We start from the raw sequence: 18862 nt of genomic DNA, 5'->3' as shown, positions 1-18862 counted from the left end.
ACACTCACCTTCACACTATGATACTCAGAAACCTACTCATTAGCTTCGTACTAGGGCTCTCCGCCCTAAAAGCAGCTGACCGACCTAACATCCTATTCATCGTCTCCGAAGACAACAGCGAGCATATTGGCTGTTACGGCGAAAAACGCGTCCATACACCAGCTCTCGATGCTTTGGCTAAAGATGGCGTGCGCTACACCCGAGCCTATGTCCCCTACTCAGTTTGTAGTCCATCGCGTGCAGTATTCCTCACCGGTCTGTACACCCGCCAAACTGGTCACATCGGCCTAGCGACCCACAAGTTCTCGTTCTACAAGGATTTCCAGACGATGCCTTCCTACTTCCAACAGGCGGGCTACTACACAGGATTCCTTGGTAAAGTGCATGTCAACCCAGAGCACTTGGTCACCAACTTCGTCGACCACAAAGCGATTCCGCAAGCCAACTTCGGCAAAACCATCAGCATCAAGAAGTATGCTGATGAGGCAAAAAAGGTGATGCAGAATGCTAAAAAGGCAAACAAGCCATTCTGTCTGATCATCAACTATCCTGATGCCCACCGCAAGTATGTGGGCAAATCAAAGAACGGCTATCCAACAGTGTTGGCAAAGCCTGTCACCAAGGTATTCCCATGGATTGGCTCCGACTCGGACTACCTGCGTAAAGAGCTCGAAAACTACTTCAACTGCATGAACCGACTCGATGAAGGAATCGGTATGGTGCTTAAGAATATGGAGGAGCTTAAGCTACGCGACAACACCATGATCGTCTACATCTCTGACCACGGTGCTGACTTCCCACGCGCGAAGGGTAGCTCCTACGAATGTGGAGTACGTATCCCAATGATCGTGAACTACCCGAAAGCATTCTCAAAAGGCAAAGTGGAAAAGCAGATGGTTTCGACCATCGATATTCTACCAACTATGCTCGATGTCTGTGACATCAAGACCAAGAACAAACTCCCTGGTAACAACCTCCTCAAAATCGATAAAGGCGAAACCAAAGGTCACGAGTATATCCACACGTTTACGACTGGATCAGCCCCTAGTCTCCAATACCTGCAGTTCTCTATCAGAGATGATCGCTACAAACTCATCTACAATCCGTACCGCCACAAGAACCTGCTAGCAGCATCTCGCTACACCAACAGCAAGCTGCCTGCGGATCAACACGTGAAGTCATTCCTCTTCCCTGACGAGTATGAACTCTTCGATCTCCAAGAAGATCCATACGAGTGGAAAAATCTGGCCAGCAGCAAAGCGCATCAAGAGATCAAATCTCGCCTCATCGCCGAGATGAAGAAGTTCCAGACTGAAATCAAAGACCCACTCGGTGATAAGAAGAATCTAGACGCGTTTCAGGACGAACAAATCAAACACCAGAAGATCAAGTATCGCAAAAAAGGCTTCGTCTGGCCGCACCTCAAGATGTTTGAGGAAGCTAACAAATAGAATCCACCCATCCATTTCTCCGCTTACACCATGAGATTGAAAAAGAACATACTCCTATCGACGCTAAGCCTCGCCTTGCTATCGCCACTAGCTTTAACTCAGGCAGCAGAGCAAACGACGAAGTCCGACGAGACCAAACTCACCTACCCTACATACAAAGAGAACGAAACCCTTGTCTTTCGCAGTGGCTCATTTGTTCGAGACGGGAAAAAGGTGACCTTCTTCCGGGACAAATATGGCGTGTGCCAATACCGCATCCCCGACATGTCAGTCTTACCTGATGGGCGCTTATTAGCCACCATCGTTTGTCGCTGCAACAAAGATGGTGATCACTCGATCAGCACCACGTTCTTTGCGGTTTCTAACGACGAAGGAAAGACATGGGAAAAAATCACCTTCAGCACCGACTATAAAAATATAGCAGGCCGTCCAGAAACTGATTTCCCGATGACTGAGCGGACCCAGGAATCACAAGTCATTTGGCACCCTGGCATGAAGCAGTTTGTCGGCGTCTACTTGAGCAAGAGCAAGTGCTGGTTTGTCACCTCGAAAGATTTGAAGAGTTGGTCAAAACCAGTCGAGGCCAAGATCGACATGCCTGAGGTCAAAAACTATTGGCCATCGCCAACGTCCCTGCAGATTGATCAGGATGGATCTCTTCTTTTTGCAATCACTGGTAGCCTAAAAGAAGGCGGAGAACGGATGGCTCGCCTTGTTTGGACCAAGGACCTAAAGAACTTCGAGGTTTCTTCGCTCATGCCAGTCAAGGGCAACGAAACAGCCGTGATTCCTGTTTCAAATGGAAAGTATTTCGTTACCACCCGCATCTCCCCCAAACGCCTCAACATGACGTATAATCGCAAGACAAACTCCTGGAGCGATACCACGCCATTTCCTCAGCCACACACCTGGCGCTGTGAGGTGGATCTAATCAGCGATGGCAAGTCACTCTACCTCGCAACCCCAACACAAAGTCGAACACAAGGACGCCTCTACCGCAGTGACGATGAAGGCAAGACCTGGCAGGAAATTGCTAAACTGAATGGTGAAGGTCACTTTGGCTACAGTGCTTTAGTTGTCCTGAAAAACGGCGATATCGGCATTCTGGCTGAACGTGGCCGTCAGAAACAAGGCAACCGCATGCTCCTCAATGACATCGTTTTCCAACGTGTTTCTAGCAAGGGAGAAGACAAAAAATAACCGCAGCAACTGAAGCCCTAAATCAACATTCTTAACCATGAAGAATCTCATCATCCCAATCCTAGCATTAGCCACCTCGTCACTTGTTGCACAAGACGCCACGCCTGTATTTCGAGCAAAGGTCGATCAACTCGGCGACCACAAATACGAATGCTACCGTGAACCAGTAACAGTCAAAACAAACTCAGGCCGTATCGTTGTTGGAGTACACGCAGGTAATCGCCTCAGCTGGCCGGAGCGTTCTGGACAGGACTTGGTAATCCGCTACTCGGATGACCAAGGTAAAACATGGAGCCCGCTTATCGTTGCGGCAGAGCATGGCAACCACTCCTGCCAAAGCCACGGACTCGTCTATGACGCACAGAAGAACCGTTTGATGTTCCTCTATGTTGTCTACAACTGGGATTACAGCTCGATCAAAGGCCGCGGTTATGCTGCCACCAAAGACATCTACCAAAAGCTCCATGATGACGGCAAGCCCTTCACCACAGCCTACATGGTCCATTCCGATGATGATGGCAAGACCTGGAGTAAACCTAAAGACATCTCCAACATGACCGGCGGCAACGCCCACTTTGGAGCCAGCGAGGGCCGTCAGCTAACAGTCGGTAAGCATGCTGGCAGGTTGATTATCGCGGGCGGTGACAAGCGTGATATGACTCCGACCGGAAAGGTAAACAACAAGAACGTTGGGGTTTGGATCAGTGATGACCATGGTGCCAACTGGAAGTTCTCTGAGATTACGACTCCAGAGATAGAAAAAACCAACGGCATGAACATGTCCTGTGAAGCCAGAGTGACAGAACTCAAAGATGGCACCTTGCTATACAACGCCCGCATTAGCAACGGCTGCTCTATCACACTGACCGATAAAGCTGGAAAACTCACCAATACTGTTTGGCTGTCCGCGCCTAAAGGAAAACTCAACAACTGCACGCTCTTCGTCAGCAAGGACGGAGGAGCTTCATGGAAAAACCAGACGCAGCTGGTATCTGACCAATATGTCAAGTACTCTGCAATGCTTCAGTTAGACGCGAACACCGTCGGTCTATTTTACGAGACATCCCACTACAAAGACATCGAATACAAGACGCTCAAGATCGACGCCTTGATGAAATAACCAAGCCACGCCATATCCCATGAAAGCAATACTTATCGCTGGCTCTGTAGTGACTGCAGCATGTCTCAGCCATGTAGCAGCAAAGGATACCCCCAAACCGAAGATCGTTAAGATCTCATCGCTCGACGAGCTCAAGGTGAAAGGAAAACCAGGTCTTGAAAAGGAATACAAATACTTCCGTGAGCCGAACGCAGTTGTCACCAAAAATGGCACATTGTTAGTTACCTTCGGCCCTCACCATGTTCGTGGGAAAAACGACCGCGCGCATCAAGACATGCTACTCAAGCGTTCCAGCGATAGTGGGAAGACTTGGTCGGATGTGACTCTCATCGCGGACCACGGGATGAACTCAGTCCTCCCCACCACGCTGGTATACGATGAAATAAAGGACCGCGTTCTACTGGTCTACAACATCATCTTCAATGACCCTGACAGCAACGAGAAGAAGCCATGCCAACAGTTTATGATCTACTCAGACGACGAAGGTCTGACTTGGTCGAAACCAAAAGAGATTTTACCGGACCTTGGCGGTATCTGTGTCTTTGGCGGCAGTAACGGGTTACAGGTCAAACACGGGAAGAACAAGGGCCAGCTGATCATCCCCGGCGGCTGTGGTAGCAAGATTACTTGGTTCTCTAGCAGCGACCACGGAGTAACCTGGAGGACCCGCGACATCGGCGTGAAGAACAAAGGTCGCAAAGAAGCTACCGCTTGTGAAACACCTGACGGCAAACTCCACCTATTCCATCGCACCAATGGCTTTGGTATGCTCCACTCGACCAGCTCGGATGGAGGAGCAACCTGGACACCACAGCAAAAGTCAGCGGCAGAGATCTGGGCTTCATGCAACAACTCCGCTCTGACCTTCAAACACAACGGCACCGCTTACCTCGCACTCGCCGGACCGGTTGGCCCAGAGCATGCCAACAAAATTGCTCTCGAAGAGGAAGCTGCCAGTCTAGTGCGCGGCAAAGAGGACTCAAAGCAGTCAGCACGCTGCAACGGCGCAATCTTCCTATCATCCGATGGCGGCAAGACCTTCCCTCACAAGTCACTACTCACCCCCGGCTGGATCTGCGGCTACAATGGCCTCGTTCACCTTCCCGACGGCAACCTCGGCTTCATCTTCGAAGGCGCCAACAAGAACATCCCATGGAACAAAATCAAAGGTAAAGCCGACCACAATACTGGGGCCGCCTTAGGCATCTACATGGCCATCGTCCACCCCGAATGGATCCTCAAAAACTCCAAGAACTAGCCTCAATCCAATATGAAACTTAAAGTCATCCTCGCCGCACTTTGTGCCGCGGTTTCACTCCAGGCGGCCGACCGTCCTAACATCCTTCTCATCGTCTCAGAAGACAATGGCCAGGAGATCGCATGCTACGGAGACAAGAACGTCAAAACACCGCATATCGATAGCCTTGCAAAAGACGGCATGCTCTTCGAAAACGGCTACGTGACCCAGTCGGTGTGCAGCCCATCACGTGGCACCATTTTTACCGGCCTTTACCCACACCAGAACGGCCAAATTGGACTCGCTACGCACAAGTATGCAATGTTCAAGAAGTGGCCAACGACCTATTCGGTGATGCAAAAGGCTGGCTACCACACTGGCTTGCTGGGCAAAACCCACGTCAATCCAGCCGACGCCGTGGAAGACTTTGTGGATTTCCGTGCGATCAAGAACAGCAACTTCGCCAAGAAGAACCTAGCAGCCTATGCTGAGAAGTCAGCTGAGTTTTTCAAAGCTGCTGGTGAGAAGCCATTCTTCCTCACGGTCAACTACCCGGATGCCCACCACCCGCTGCAAAACCAAGTGCAGGGCCGCCCCGCCAAACCACTCACTCCAGATCAAGTAGGAACGATTCCATACATCGGCAAGGCGAATGAGCGGATGCACGAGATCGTGACTGCTTATTACAACTGCATGATGCGCCTCGATGACTGCATCGGAGAACTTCTTGTCGAGTTAGAGAAGTCAGGCAAGATGGAAAACACCATTGTCATCTACATCGGAGACCACGGCGCTCAGCTTCCTCGTGGGAAAATCTTTGCCACTGAAGCCGGCATGAAAGTGCCATATATCGTGAAGTGGCCGAAGAAGGTCAAAGCGGGTGTTCGCTCTGAAAACCTCGTGTCGACCATCGATCTCATGCCCACCTTCTGTGATCTAGCAGGAGTCGAGACTCCAAAAGACCTGCCAGGTAAGAGCCTAGTCCCGATGATCACCGGGCAGACAAAAGAATGGCGTAAGTATCTCGTCTGTGAGCGCAACTGCGACGCTATCAACCTCTACTTCCCGCAGCGCGCACTACGTGATGAGCGCTACAAAATCATTTGGTCACCACTCGTAGCCGAGGGAGAAAAAGACCGCGGCGCCGTCGACTACATCACCCAATCAAAGTGGAAAAAGTGTTCCTATACGGAAGAGGAAATGAAAGCGCTTCCTGACAACCTCAAGAAAGTCTATCAGACATGGCTCACTCCACCTGAATACCAGATCTATGACCTTAAGAACGACGAGTGGGAGTTCCACAACCTTGCTGGAAAACCAGAGGTCAAAGATGTCGAAGTACGCCTCAAGAAAGCTCTGCAGGCCTGGATGAAAGAGACCGACGACTGGGCAGCTACCCCAGCAAAGCTCAAGCAACTTACCGACGAACACCAATCCGTACGCGACGCCACGAAAGGGAAGTTTCCAAAGGACGGCTGGAAGTATCTCGAGTATCTACATCCTGAAAAGTAGGAGCACCAGAAGCATGCAGAAATCCGCATGACGCTCGCAATTCCCTTCCTGTGTCCATCACATTCAGGAGGCCGGGTATCAAAAGAAACGACACCTATGAAAATCGCAAACTATTCATCTATCTTAGGGCGCCTCATGGCAGGCGCCCTTCTCACCACCCTCACATTTCATAGTGCAGAACTCAGCGCTAAAGAAACGAAGTTCTTCTATGTTTCTCCTGCCGGCGATAACCAAAACCCGGGAACTAAAGACAAACCCTATAAGTCGCTAGACGCAACGAGGAATGCCGTGCGCCAGTGGAAGACTCAACACCCTAACCAGGACATCACTGTCTATCTGCGACAGGGGAAATATAGACTCGGTCAAACAGTCAAATTCACCCTTCAAGACAGTGGCTCAGACACCCAATCGATCACCTACGCAAGCTATCCCGGAGAACTCGCTGAAATCAATGGGTCTCGCCCCGTCCTCAATTGGAAACCGCTCAGCGATGACTCCATTCTCCCAGACCGCATCAAACACCTCAAAGATAAAATCTGGGTCTACTCAGCCCCCAGAATCAAAGATAAAACCTGGAAAATCAACACCCTCTACCAAGGTCAAAAACGCCTCCCTCGCTCACGCCAAGGCTTCGCCTACGATAACCCCTACTACACTTCACCCCAAAAATCTGCCCCCTCCCCAAAGTTCCGCAAACTCACGCCCGAACAGCAATCTAACAAAGAATATATCAGCGCCAACCGCAGCGAAATAATCGAGCAAGGACTGCGCGGCGAAGGACGCTTCGGATGCAATGAACTCTGCGCCTACCTCTTCTACCCAAAAGGAGCCATCCGCCAGTGGCAAAACTTAGACGACATCGAACTCTTCCTCTTCACCCGTGCCGAATGGCTGCATGAAATCCGAGGTATTCGCCGTGTCGACCCATCTCAAAGGAGGGCCTTCTTCGACTTCCCTACCAAATTCTCCACAGAAATGCGCCAGTGGAGAGCCAATGCCATGGCCACCAAGTACCCACACGAGTTCTATGTCGAAAATGCTATCGATTACATGGACGAACCCGGTGAGTGGTGCGTCAATACCCAGCTCGGTAAAGTCTTCCTCCTAGCCAACGAAAAACCTCAAAATGTCGAAATCGCCCACCTAACAGAATGCCTCCTCGTCGAAGGTCAGGTCGAAGGAGTCGGCGTCGGAAAATACCGCCCAGGCTTCACGGACACCCCAGTGAAAAACCTCCACTTCAAAAACCTCCACTTCACCAAAGCGAGTGGCTACCAGGAACGCCAATCAAACTTCTACACACACGTCGCTTATGACCTCTATGACGCCCCCAGTGCCATGCTACGATTCCGTGGCACCAGCCATTGCTCAGTAGAAAATTGCCTCTTTAACCACTCCGGTGCTGCAGGAATTCGCCTAGACCTCTACGCCCAACACAACCTCATCAAAAATAATAAGCTCCACGACCTTGGTAGAGCAGGCATCACCCTCATCGGCTACAGCCCCGGTACAAAGGATGTTAATAAACACAATACAATCTATAACAACCACATCTACCAGATTGGCCAAGTCCAACTCTCCTCCGTAGGTATCGGCATCATCCAAAGCGGTCAAAACCATGTCGCTCACAATACCCTCCACCACTTCCCCTTCATGGGGATCGCCACTCTTGGCCACTGGAAACATATCGCCAACTTCGCCATGAAAGGACAACTCTGGGCCAAAGACCATGGCTTCGAACGCCCCGCATACAGCGCAATCACCCGATCCCAAGAATTAAAAAATAAAGGAAACTTCTATCAGTTCCTCCACTCAAAAAAGAACCTCATCGAGTACAACGAACTCTACCATGGCTGCTACGCCCTAGGCGACATTAACCCCATGTATATCAATACCTGCAGCGGTGAAAACCTCATTCGCCGCAACCTCGTGCACCACTCAAATTCTCATTCCCACGTCGGTACCGCTTACCGCACCGACGGTGGTTCACAACACAACCACATGGTCGAAAATATCGCCTACAACTGCGCTGGCGGATTCGCTGTCAAAAGTGTCGGCAACCGCTATATCAACAACCTCACCCTCTTCGATCAAGAACACTACCAAGGCAGACACGGTCATATCAAAGTCGTCGTCCAACGAGAGAAAGACCTCTTCCAAAGCCAAACACTGCGTAACGTTTGCTACACCAAGGCCCCTATCAAAAAAGCCAACGTTCCCTACCCCACCATGCGCCGTTGGTTCCCACTCTTCTCACTCCATGTCACAGGGCGCAACCTCACCACCATCAATAACTACGAAAAACGCCAAAACCCCAACAACTGCGACCATAACATCCTCTACAGCACTTCCCCCACACCCGGCCCCCTCCCTCCTCTCCTAGGCCCAAACTCTGAAGTCACAGACCCACAATTTAAAAACCCTGCGAACTTCGACTTCACCATGCTCAACCAATCCATGCTTAAAAAACATGGTATCCTTCAAGTCGATGCATCCCAAATCGGACTCACTCGTGAATTCCCAGAAAAGTTTCGCAGATACCAAATCCAAAACGAGCCAACCCAACAAGTCAGAATCTGCTCCAAATCTCACCTTACCCCCAAATCATAACCACCCCCCACACACCTCTTCCTACTACTAACAATGAAACCTAACATTATATTTTCACTTGCTCTATCTTGCTTCCTAGCCATCCCCCTACATGCCAATTCAGAGCAAAAACCTAACATCATACTCATTATGCTCGATGATATGGGCTACTCAGACCTCGGCTGCTACGGCGGGGAAATAGAAACCCCTAACATCGACAAGCTAGCGGCCAATGGCACACGCTTCAGCCAATTCTATAATGCCGGCCGCTGCTGCCCTACCCGTGCCAGTATGCTCACCGGCCTCTACCCACACCGCTCCGGAGTCGGACACATGGCCAGCCGTGACTACGGCTTCAAAGGCTACATTGGAGAACTACGCCAAGAAACCCCCACTGTCGCCGAAAACCTCAAAGCCGCCGGCTATGACACTTGGATGGCCGGCAAGTGGCACCTCAGTATCAACTTCAACCACTCCGGACCAAAATACAACTGGCCCAAACAACGCGGCTTCGATGAATTCTACGGAACCCTCATCGCAGCAGGAAGCCAATGGGACCCCATCACCCTCACCCACGGTAACGATGCAGCAGGACCCGTGCCCGCTGATCAAGACTACTACTACACCGAGGCTCTCACCAACAAAGCCCTCACTTGGATGCAAAACCAAAAAGAAAAAGACACCCCCTTCTTTCTCTATATGGCCTACACCGCACCTCACTGGCCCTTGCACGCCCGCCAAGAAGTGATCGAAAAATATAAAAAACGCTACCTCGCTGGCTATGAAGCTATCCGCTCAGCACGCATCAAACGCCTCCACTCAGAAGGCCTCCTCCCAAATTCCGCAACCCTCACCCCCCCTCACCCAGATATCACCCCATGGAAAGATGAACCCAACCGTGAATGGCAAGCAAGTAGAATGGCCGCATACGCAGCCATGATCGACCAAGTCGATACCAGCGTCGGTAAACTCATCGAACAACTCAAAGCCGATGGCGAACTCGAAAACACGCTCATCCTCGTCCTCTCAGATAACGGCAGCTCATCCCTGGAACATCCCAATGGGAAAATCGGCTCCACTGGCGCCCCCTGGACCACCATGCGCTACGTCCCCGTCCATACCCGTGATAAACGGGTCGTCATCTCAGGCGACGTCGTCGGTGTAGAGCCTGGACCTGAGGACACCTACGGTGGCTGTGGTGTCGCGTGGGCCAATGTCAACAACACCCCCTTTAGACTCTTCAAACGCTACGCCCACGAAGGTGGCGTCTGCACTCCAATGATCGTCCATTGGCCGAAGCAACTTCCTAACAAAAATGCCATCGTCCACACACCTGCTCACGTCATTGACTTCCTCCCTACCATTCTAGACGCCGCGGGCACAAAACACCTGAGCTCCCGAGCAGGTAAACCATCACTTTCACTCGACGGCTTGTCACTGCTCCCACTCCTTAAACATCAAACACCGCTCCCCCAAAGAGTCATCGGTTTTGAACATGCTGGCAATAAAGGTCTCCGCTCAGGTGATTGGAAAATCGTCGCCGAAAATGGAAAAGATTGGGAACTCTACAACCTCCATAACGATCGCACAGAAGCCCAGAACCTCGCCCAATCACACCCTGAAAAACTCCGCGAACTCTCCACTCTCTATTCCCAATGGGCGTCAAACAACTGGGTCGAAGATTGGAAAACCGTCTCCGCTTCCCTCCACGGTAAACAAGCAGGTGCCGTCGTACTCCCCGACGCCAAAAACCCTCTGCGCCGTAACCCAAAAGAAACGGCCGACTCCGTCAAAGCAATCAACCAAGAACGCGCAAAACGGGGCATCCCACTCCTCGATGACAACTCCAAACCAACAAACAAATAATAATCTAACATAAACACAAAACCATGAAATCCATCCTCACGATCCTCGCCCTCTCCGCCATCACCAGTCTGGCTGAGACAGTCAAAACAGACTACCCATTAATCAAGAACGCACACCGTGAAGTCATCTTCCCACAAGGCGACGGCGGCTCGAAGTTCTTCCGCATACCAGCCATTGTCACCGCCATGAATGGCGACCTCATCGCTGTCATCGATGCTAGAAGAAATACCACACGCGATATGCAACACACAGGGAATATCGATATCGCTATCAAACGTAGCTCCGATAACGGTGATACCTGGACCGACATTGACTTCATCACCAACTTCCCAGAAGGTGAAGTCGGTTCCGACCCCGCACTGATCGTCGATAAAACAACCGGCGAAATCTTCTGCTTCTATAACTACCTCGATCACAATACGGAGTTTAATAAAAAACGCCCATCAAAAACTGCTGTCGACTACAGACACTACGTCCAAAGCAGTAAAGACAACGGCAAAACCTGGTCGAAACCTAAGGACATCCGCGACCAAATTATGCCCGACCATGTCAAACCCCGTGACTTCGTCTTCATCACCTCAGGCCGCGGCATCCAAACCGCTTCCGGTGACCTCGTCCACACCATCGCCCATGTCGGTAAAGGTGGCTACCTCTTCGGCAGTAAAGACCACGGAAAAACTTGGGGAGCCTATAAAAATACAGCCTCATTCTCACCAGCTAACGAATGTAAAGTCATCGAACTCAGCGATGGTTCCCTCATGATCAATGCCCGGAATAATGGCTCAAAGTTCCGCTACGTCCACCAGTCTAACGATGGCGCTCAGTCCTGGACCGGACACAAAGATACCAACCTACCAGACCCTGGCTGTAATGCAGAACCCTTCGTCTATACCCTTAAAAAAGATGGCTTCGCTAAAAATCGACTCCTCTTTGTCAATGCCCATAGCCAAAAAGGTCGTAAAAACCTCGTCCTCTCAATCAGCTATGACGATGGAAAAACTTGGTCGCATAAAAAATGCATCGAGCAGGGCCCCTCAGCATATTCCGCTATCACCGCCTGCAAAAATGGTGATATCGCCATCTTCTTTGAAAATGGTAAAAAAATGACTTTTGTTAGAGTGTCCTTGGATGACCTCACTGACGGCAAAGACAAGCTAACTATCCCCTACAAGCTCTAAGTCGCTCTCACGTCCCCCCATCCTCATGTGAGCTCTGCCACACCAGAGCTCACACCTCAACTTCCTTACACCATGAAACTTACCATCATCACATTCCTCAGTGCATCTCTCACTCTTGCTGCAGCTGAATCCTCCACTAAACAACAACCTTCGCGCCCTAACGTCCTCTTTATTGCTTGTGATGATATGAATGACTGGGTTGGATTTCTTGGCGGACATCCAGACACCCTTACCCCTAACATGGATCGCCTTGCAGCCCGTGGCGTCACCTTCACCCGCGCCTACTGCGCATCCCCAATCTGCGGCCCCTCCCGTGCTGCTGTCCTCACCGGGCTCAAACCCGAAACCTCCGGCGTCTACAACAATCAGGGAACCTACTCTGATTTCGTGCCCGATGCCACCAGCCTCCCAATGTTCTTTAAACAAAATGGTTATCTCGTCATGGGCGCTGGTAAAATCAACCACGCCATGGGGTGCGTCGTACCCGAGAACTACCATGAGTTCGGTCCCGACGCTGGTGCCATCGGCGGCCCCTTTACTTGGGAAGAACTCAACATGAACCCCGGCACCAAAGTCACTCGGAAAGATATCGCAGGCATCTCTAACACCATAGAAAGCGGTATCGTAAAAAATGTCTATCCAGGTAAACAAATCAAACGTGGCACACTCAGCGCCACCCTCCCCCTCAACGGAATCGACAACCGCATCGACCGACCTGCGAATGGCTATAACACCTTCGATTGGGGTCCACTCGACATCTCAGACAATGAAATGCCAGACGGCAAAATGGCCGCCTGGGCGGAACAAAAACTCAAGTCCCAATTCACGTCCCCATTCTTCATGGCCGTCGGCTTCTACCGGCCACACCAACCGTGGTATGCTCCAGCAAAATACTTTAAACCATTCGAAGGTCGTCAACTCAGCCTGCCTCCAACCATTAAAAACGACCTCGCTGACTGCCCGAAATCAGCCCACCACTACGCCCACTACCCATGGTCAGGCTCGTTCGCTACCGTCCAAAAATACCAACAATGGCAAGACGCCATCCGCGGCTACCTGGCATCCATCCATTTCGTCGATGCCCAAGTCGGCAGACTACTCGACGCCCTAGACGCCTCACCCTACGCCGATAATACCATCATCGTCCTCTGGTCAGATCACGGCTGGGAACTCGGAGAAAAAGAACATTGGGGCAAACATTCCCCCTGGGAAGGCTCCATGCGGGTACCGCTCGCCATCGTCCCACCCAAAAACGCCAATCTTCCATCTCAGCGCTCTGATGCCTTTGCGAGCCTCCTAGACCTCTACCCCACACTAGCCGACATGTGTGATCTAACACCACCTAACAAACTAGATGGCCTATCTTTGAAACCCATTGTCGATGGTGAATCTCAGTCCGTCCGCGACCACATCGTCACCACACTAGGGCGCTCCACATTTTCTATCCGTAAAGCAGACGCCAAGCTCATCAGATACTACGACGGCAGTGAAGAATTCTATGACCTCTCCAAAGACCCTCACGAATGGCATAACCAAATCAACGCCCCAGAATACAACAATACCATCAATGAACTCAGAAAGCTCGCTCCCATAGACTCTCGCTTCAAACAGTTCGTTCGCTACCGCCATTACAAAGGGATCGTCCACGCGAATGGTGAACTCAAAGTCTGCGACCTACTCCACCCCAAGAGTGGCATCGGCGAACGCTTCGAAAGTATGGTCGACAAACCAGAAATCACCAACTTTATCAAAGCCTACATCAAAAAACACAAGCCAGCCGCGCGCTACTTCACCATTCCCGCTGATGCCACGCTCTAACAGTCGCACCACTTGGACAACCTATCACCCACAACTCACAATGAAATCCATATCACTTCTACTTCTTTCGACTTTCACAGCACTCGCTGACTTTGACTGGCAAACCCAATCCTGGCCAAGCCAGCCGGCTACAGGCCTTCAGGCTCTCGACCAAAAACCCACAGAACGCAAACTCATCATCGAGGGAAATAAAACCCCTTTCGCTAAAGACGGAAAATACCACCGAGTCCGAGTCCCAGTCGCCGCACTCAGTAAGTCTGGCACCCTCATCGTTGCCAGTGAAGGCCGCCTTGGGGCCAACCCCGATCACCCGCCAGGTACCGATAGAGACTGGGACCACGTCCTCATTAGCCGCAGTACCGATATGGGCAAAACCTGGACAACTTCCATCATCGATGACGGAAAAAATAAGCTCGATGTCGGCGCTCTATCAATCTGCTCAGATAAAAAATCAGGGAAACTTTTTGTTCTCGCCTATGCCGCAAATCAAGGAGGCAAAGTCCTCATCTATCAAAGCTCAGACGATGGCCTCACCTGGACCCAACACCACCAATCCGGTACCACCTTCACCGGAGGCCCACTGCAACAAGCATTCAGAATGCGCCCCACTAATGGCATCCAACTCTCCCCACTCCACGGGCCATCCGCTGACATCATCCTGCCAGGCGTCATCGGCTACAGCAAAAACCGTATGATGGGGCTACTCCGCTACCAAAATGCTCAGGATGCTTGGACTCTCACCACCACATTCGAGAACGTCACTGACCCACAACTGGCCGGCGAAATGACCGTCGCCGAACTCGATGGCCCACAAGCTGGAAAACTCTACTTCATCACCCGACCTGAGTCGAAAATCCATGGCAAAATGAAAAGCCACCTCACCCACACTCTGGGAACCAAACCAGCCCCACCAGAAGCGTGGTCAGATTCAGCATTCTCATTCAAACGCTGCAACCAGAACCTCGCACGCTATTCCTTCAAAGAATTCCATAACAAAAGTAGACTCATCTTCTCATCTACTAAAAACCTCACTGGCAAACGCCTTGGTGGCCACATCTCAGTAAGCTACAATAATGGACACACTTGGAAATCGCGTGCCATCGTCAGTGATCAAGAACAATTCGGTTATAGCCAAATCCTACCACTCCCAGACGGAACTATCGCCGTCATCTATGAAGGTCAAAATGCCGCAGGACAAGCAACTACAGCCCTCTACTTCAAGCGCGCTTCCATGGCATGGATCACCCAAGGCGCCGATGCAGGCCTCGTAAAGTAACCACCTAACATTTCGATGAAACTTTCTCTTATCACCCTCACTCTCACCACTCTCGCTGCTGTAGCCACCCCCCCAAATATCATGGTCATCGTCGCTGATGACCTTGGCTATGGTGACCTCGGCATCACAAAACATCCCAAAATTAAAACCCCACACCTCGACGCCCTCGCCAATCAGGGAGCCCTCTTCCATCACTTCTATTCTCCAGCACAAGTCTGCTCCCCCTCACGAGCTGCTATGATCACCGGCCGTATGCCCCACCGCATGGGCATCTACAGCTTCATCGGCGGCTCCTCTGGAAATCTCACTCATATCCCAAAATCAGAAACTACCCTCCCCCAACTCCTCAAAAAACAAGGCTACCAAACAGCTATCGTAGGAAAATGGCATAACTCACTCAATGATATCCAAGCCAAAAACCCCGCAATCCCCAGCATGAGCCACTACGGCTTTGATTATTGGTTTTGCTCAGATGATAATGCCAAAATTCTTAATAAACCTAACTGGCGCCGTAATGGAAAAAATGAAGGAGTAAGACGAGACCTTGCTGCCAATGTCGTCGCTGATGAAACCATCCACTGGCTCACTAATAAACGTAAACCTAACACACCATTTATCCAGTTCGTCCACTTCTACGAACCTCATTGGCGCATCGAAGCCCCTAAACCCCTCGTCGATTCCTATCTTGAAAACGCTACCAATAACAAAAATGAAGCCATCTACTTCGCCGCTGTTAGTAATGTGGATAAACAAATTGGTCGCATCCTCACCTGCCTCGACAAACTTAATCTAGCAGACAACACCGCCGTTTTCTTTTCCTCTGACCATGGACCAGCCAAACTCGGAAAAGGCCATTCTTCAGATCGTAGCTACGGAACCGCAGCCCCCTACCGAGGCAATAAATACGGCCTCTGGGATGGTTCCATCCATGTCCCTGGCATCGTACGCTGGCCACTCCAAATCCAAGCCGGCCATGAAGTCCACACCCCAGCTGGCTCAATTGATTGGTTTCCTACTATCCTGGCGATGACCAATACCCCGCTGCCCAAAAAACTAGAAATCGATGGAGCAAACCACCTCCCTCTGTTGTTAGGAAAACCCTTCTCTCGCAACAAACCACTCCAATGGCACCACTATAACACGAACGTTAAAAATGCCCCAAACCCAAACGCCGTCATGCGCAAGGGAGACTTCATCATCTGCGGATTCTACGACCCTAGTACCCAACTCGCCAAAGCCAGCTGGAAAGAAGCGCACCTATCAAAGGTCAAAACCGGCAAACTCACCCGCTTCTCACTCTACAACCTCAAGTCAGATCCGAAACAAAAGCACGACATCAGTGGCCAACACCCACAACTCTTCTCACAGCTCAAAAAACAACTCATCAAGGCCCACCTTACCATGCAAAAACAAGCAATCGGCTGGAAAGGAACTCAAACAATCACCCAACACCCAGATCCTACACATTGAATCATCCCATTCAGGGAAGTAGCTTGAGATGATAATAATGAGTTGAACTTCTCTCTAACACCATGCGTTTCTTACTTCTATTCACACTCGCTCTCTGCACAATAAACAGCTTTGCAGAAATCAAAAAAACGCAACCCTCTGGCTTCATGCTGCGCGGTACTCCTGAGATGAAAGTGAGACCCTTGAGAGGCACAAGATCCGCATTCGTCCCTCCAGTCAATGGCGTCGACGCCACACTCGTTTTCGCAGAATGGAATGACCTCCAACCCACACGCTTCGGCCCCATTGCATCTAACAACATTATCGATCGCGCAATCTCCGCTGTCTCCGACTGGAACCAACAACATCCAGATAACCCCGTCACAATCCGCCTCAGAACCTTCGCGGGAATTTACGCACCGGATTGGGTCATGCAACACGCAGGCTCCGTCCCCATTGATTACAGAAAAAAACAAGATGCCAAACCACTCATTAGAAGAACCCCAAAGTTCTGGACCCCTGAGTACAAAGAAGCATGGCTCGACCTCCAAACGAAACTAGCTGCCAAGTATGATAAGCACCCACTTATTGCTGACGTCTCCATCTCCGGATCCATGACTCTCCATACCGAAGTCATGTGGCGCCAAGCTAGCTTCCCCCATGTTCTCAAATCTCTGCGCCGCGCCGGTCTCAGTGAAGAACAAGACCTTCACACTCTCAAACAAGATATCACCCTCTTCATGGAAACCTGGCCACACACCCCGCTAGAAATAACCTTCAATACCCAAAGAGAATGCTCAATAAATGAAAACCAAATCACTCGAATCATCCTCAGACCACAAAACTCTACAATCTTGCTCAACCACCTCCACAAAGAAGCAAATCGCCTCAACAAACGCTACATGATCGGCAACCATTCCCTCTCCGAATTCTCCGCCATCCATAACAAAAAATCAACAGACCCAAAACACATCCACTCAGCCCTAAAAAAACACAGACATCAGTTCCATACCCCACTCTACTTCCAAACCGAAGTCTTCTCCGCTCACCTCGCCTCCCCACTTATTCACGAAGCCATCAATATGGGAGCCTCCCTCATCGAACTCCCAAACGATATCTCACAACAACAAATCCAATCCCTCCAAAACCTCAGAATTGCCCTCAAAAATCAAGCTTCCTCTGGTTTACCTGCGAAACCAACTCATCTGAAATGACCTCCCCATAAGACATGATACCGTGACGTCCCCTCTGATTCTATATCTGAAACAGAAAGTCTAACAAATGCGTCACACTACACTTCTCGCTTTGCTTCTTACCGCGCCGGCTCTCGAAGCCTCACCTGTCTCCCAAAGAAAAGACAGCTCTGACTTCGACTTCTTTTACGACATGAGTTCCCCACCCGAGGAACTCGACCTCGATAATAATGGTGAGCCCGATTGGAAAAGTGAAGACACGCCCACCCTCATGAATGGATCTGCCGTATCCGATGGATCAAACCTGATATCACTTTACCAACCCTCAGATGATCACTCCATTTTCCGCAGCCTCAACCAAAGCCCAGATGCATCATGGACCATCGAAATCCGTGTCGCTAAAATAGGCGGTGAGTCTAAAGAAAAAGGGTGGTTCGCAATTGCCACATCTAACAAAGATGAATCAAACTCTAACACTATCTTTATGCACGACAATCGAGTCGTCACTTCTTCCGGCGATCACTTGTCCGGAACGCAATTTGCAGATGGCAACTTCCACACCATCAGAGTCGCTCACATCCAAGAAGAAAACGCTTACTTCTTCTGGGTCGACGGCATCCTCATAAACACTGATAAAAATTCTCCCATCTATGGAGACAATGGAAGCCGATTCACAAACTCAACCTTCATTGGCGATTATTCCTCAGGCATCGGGGGTGCCTTCAAGATCGACTATATGGCCCTCACGAAAGGCGCCTATGCTCCCAATAATGAAACAGTCATTGCAAAACCTGAGCCAAAACCTACCCCAGTCAAAAAAGTAGTTAAAGAAACTTCCTCACTCATCAGTATCGGAAATATCTCCGTCCACATCAAAGATAGCGAGTAAGCCAACCTCCCCGCCTAACACACAACTAGTTTCTTCCATAAATCATATTGTGCGTGATACGCGCACAAAAAAAATGCGCAGGGG

The 18862-nt window shown here is 50.5% G+C and carries 13 protein-coding genes; all 13 read left to right on the top strand.

Annotated elements, in window-relative coordinates; translation table 11 throughout:
- The first annotated feature begins 17 nt into the window (after positions 1-17).
- The 13 genes from ACFSW8_RS15005 to ACFSW8_RS14945 all read left to right on the top strand — a co-directional run bounded on the left by ACFSW8_RS15005 (position 18) and on the right by ACFSW8_RS14945 (position 18778).
- Complete coding sequence (locus tag ACFSW8_RS15005) at positions 18-1451, top strand: sulfatase family protein (protein ID WP_377178648.1); 1434 nt, start codon at positions 18-20, stop codon at positions 1449-1451.
- Between the two features lie 30 nt (positions 1452-1481).
- Positions 1482-2651 (top strand): sialidase family protein, encoded by a 1170-nt coding sequence (locus tag ACFSW8_RS15000; RefSeq protein ID WP_377086926.1) that lies wholly within the window; start codon positions 1482-1484, stop codon positions 2649-2651.
- 37 nt (positions 2652-2688) lie between these two features.
- Positions 2689-3771 carry an exo-alpha-sialidase gene (locus ACFSW8_RS14995; protein WP_377086927.1) on the top strand — a complete coding sequence of 361 codons (1083 nt, stop codon included), beginning with the start codon at positions 2689-2691 and terminating at the stop codon, positions 3769-3771.
- 19 nt (positions 3772-3790) lie between these two features.
- Positions 3791-5029 (top strand): sialidase family protein, encoded by a 1239-nt coding sequence (locus tag ACFSW8_RS14990; protein WP_377086929.1) that lies wholly within the window; start codon positions 3791-3793, stop codon positions 5027-5029.
- A 12-nt stretch (positions 5030-5041) separates the two neighbouring features.
- The gene (locus tag ACFSW8_RS14985; protein WP_377086930.1) at positions 5042-6520 is read left to right on the top strand and encodes a sulfatase family protein; all 1479 of its coding nucleotides are present in this window, start codon (positions 5042-5044) and stop codon (positions 6518-6520) included.
- A 96-nt stretch (positions 6521-6616) separates the two neighbouring features.
- Positions 6617-9130 (top strand): right-handed parallel beta-helix repeat-containing protein, encoded by a 2514-nt coding sequence (locus tag ACFSW8_RS14980; protein WP_377178646.1) that lies wholly within the window; start codon positions 6617-6619, stop codon positions 9128-9130.
- Positions 9131-9163: 33 nt separating this feature from the next.
- Positions 9164-10975: an arylsulfatase gene (locus ACFSW8_RS14975; RefSeq protein WP_377086935.1), complete on the top strand. Its 1812-nt coding sequence runs from the start codon at positions 9164-9166 to the stop codon at positions 10973-10975.
- 23 nt (positions 10976-10998) lie between these two features.
- A complete protein-coding gene (locus ACFSW8_RS14970; RefSeq protein WP_377086937.1) occupies positions 10999-12153 on the top strand; it encodes a sialidase family protein in 1155 nt (384 codons plus the stop codon).
- A 72-nt stretch (positions 12154-12225) separates the two neighbouring features.
- Positions 12226-13971, top strand: coding sequence for a sulfatase (locus ACFSW8_RS14965; protein WP_377178644.1), 1746 nt, complete (start codon positions 12226-12228; stop codon positions 13969-13971).
- A 40-nt stretch (positions 13972-14011) separates the two neighbouring features.
- Positions 14012-15247, top strand: a complete 1236-nt coding sequence (locus tag ACFSW8_RS14960; protein WP_377178642.1) for a sialidase family protein — start codon at positions 14012-14014, stop codon at positions 15245-15247.
- Between the two features lie 15 nt (positions 15248-15262).
- Positions 15263-16717 (top strand): sulfatase family protein, encoded by a 1455-nt coding sequence (locus tag ACFSW8_RS14955; RefSeq protein WP_377086941.1) that lies wholly within the window; start codon positions 15263-15265, stop codon positions 16715-16717.
- Positions 16718-16779: 62 nt separating this feature from the next.
- Positions 16780-17910, top strand: a complete 1131-nt coding sequence (locus ACFSW8_RS14950; protein WP_377086942.1) for a hypothetical protein — start codon at positions 16780-16782, stop codon at positions 17908-17910.
- 67 nt (positions 17911-17977) lie between these two features.
- Positions 17978-18778 (top strand): hypothetical protein, encoded by an 801-nt coding sequence (locus tag ACFSW8_RS14945; protein ID WP_377086944.1) that lies wholly within the window; start codon positions 17978-17980, stop codon positions 18776-18778.
- The last annotated feature ends 84 nt before the right edge of the window (positions 18779-18862 follow it).

Source organism: Rubritalea tangerina, from assembly GCF_042683245.1.
GTDB lineage: Bacteria > Verrucomicrobiota > Verrucomicrobiia > Verrucomicrobiales > Akkermansiaceae > Rubritalea > Rubritalea tangerina.
Note: the sequence above shows the minus strand (reverse complement) of the source record. Positions and strands in the feature narration are given on the sequence as shown.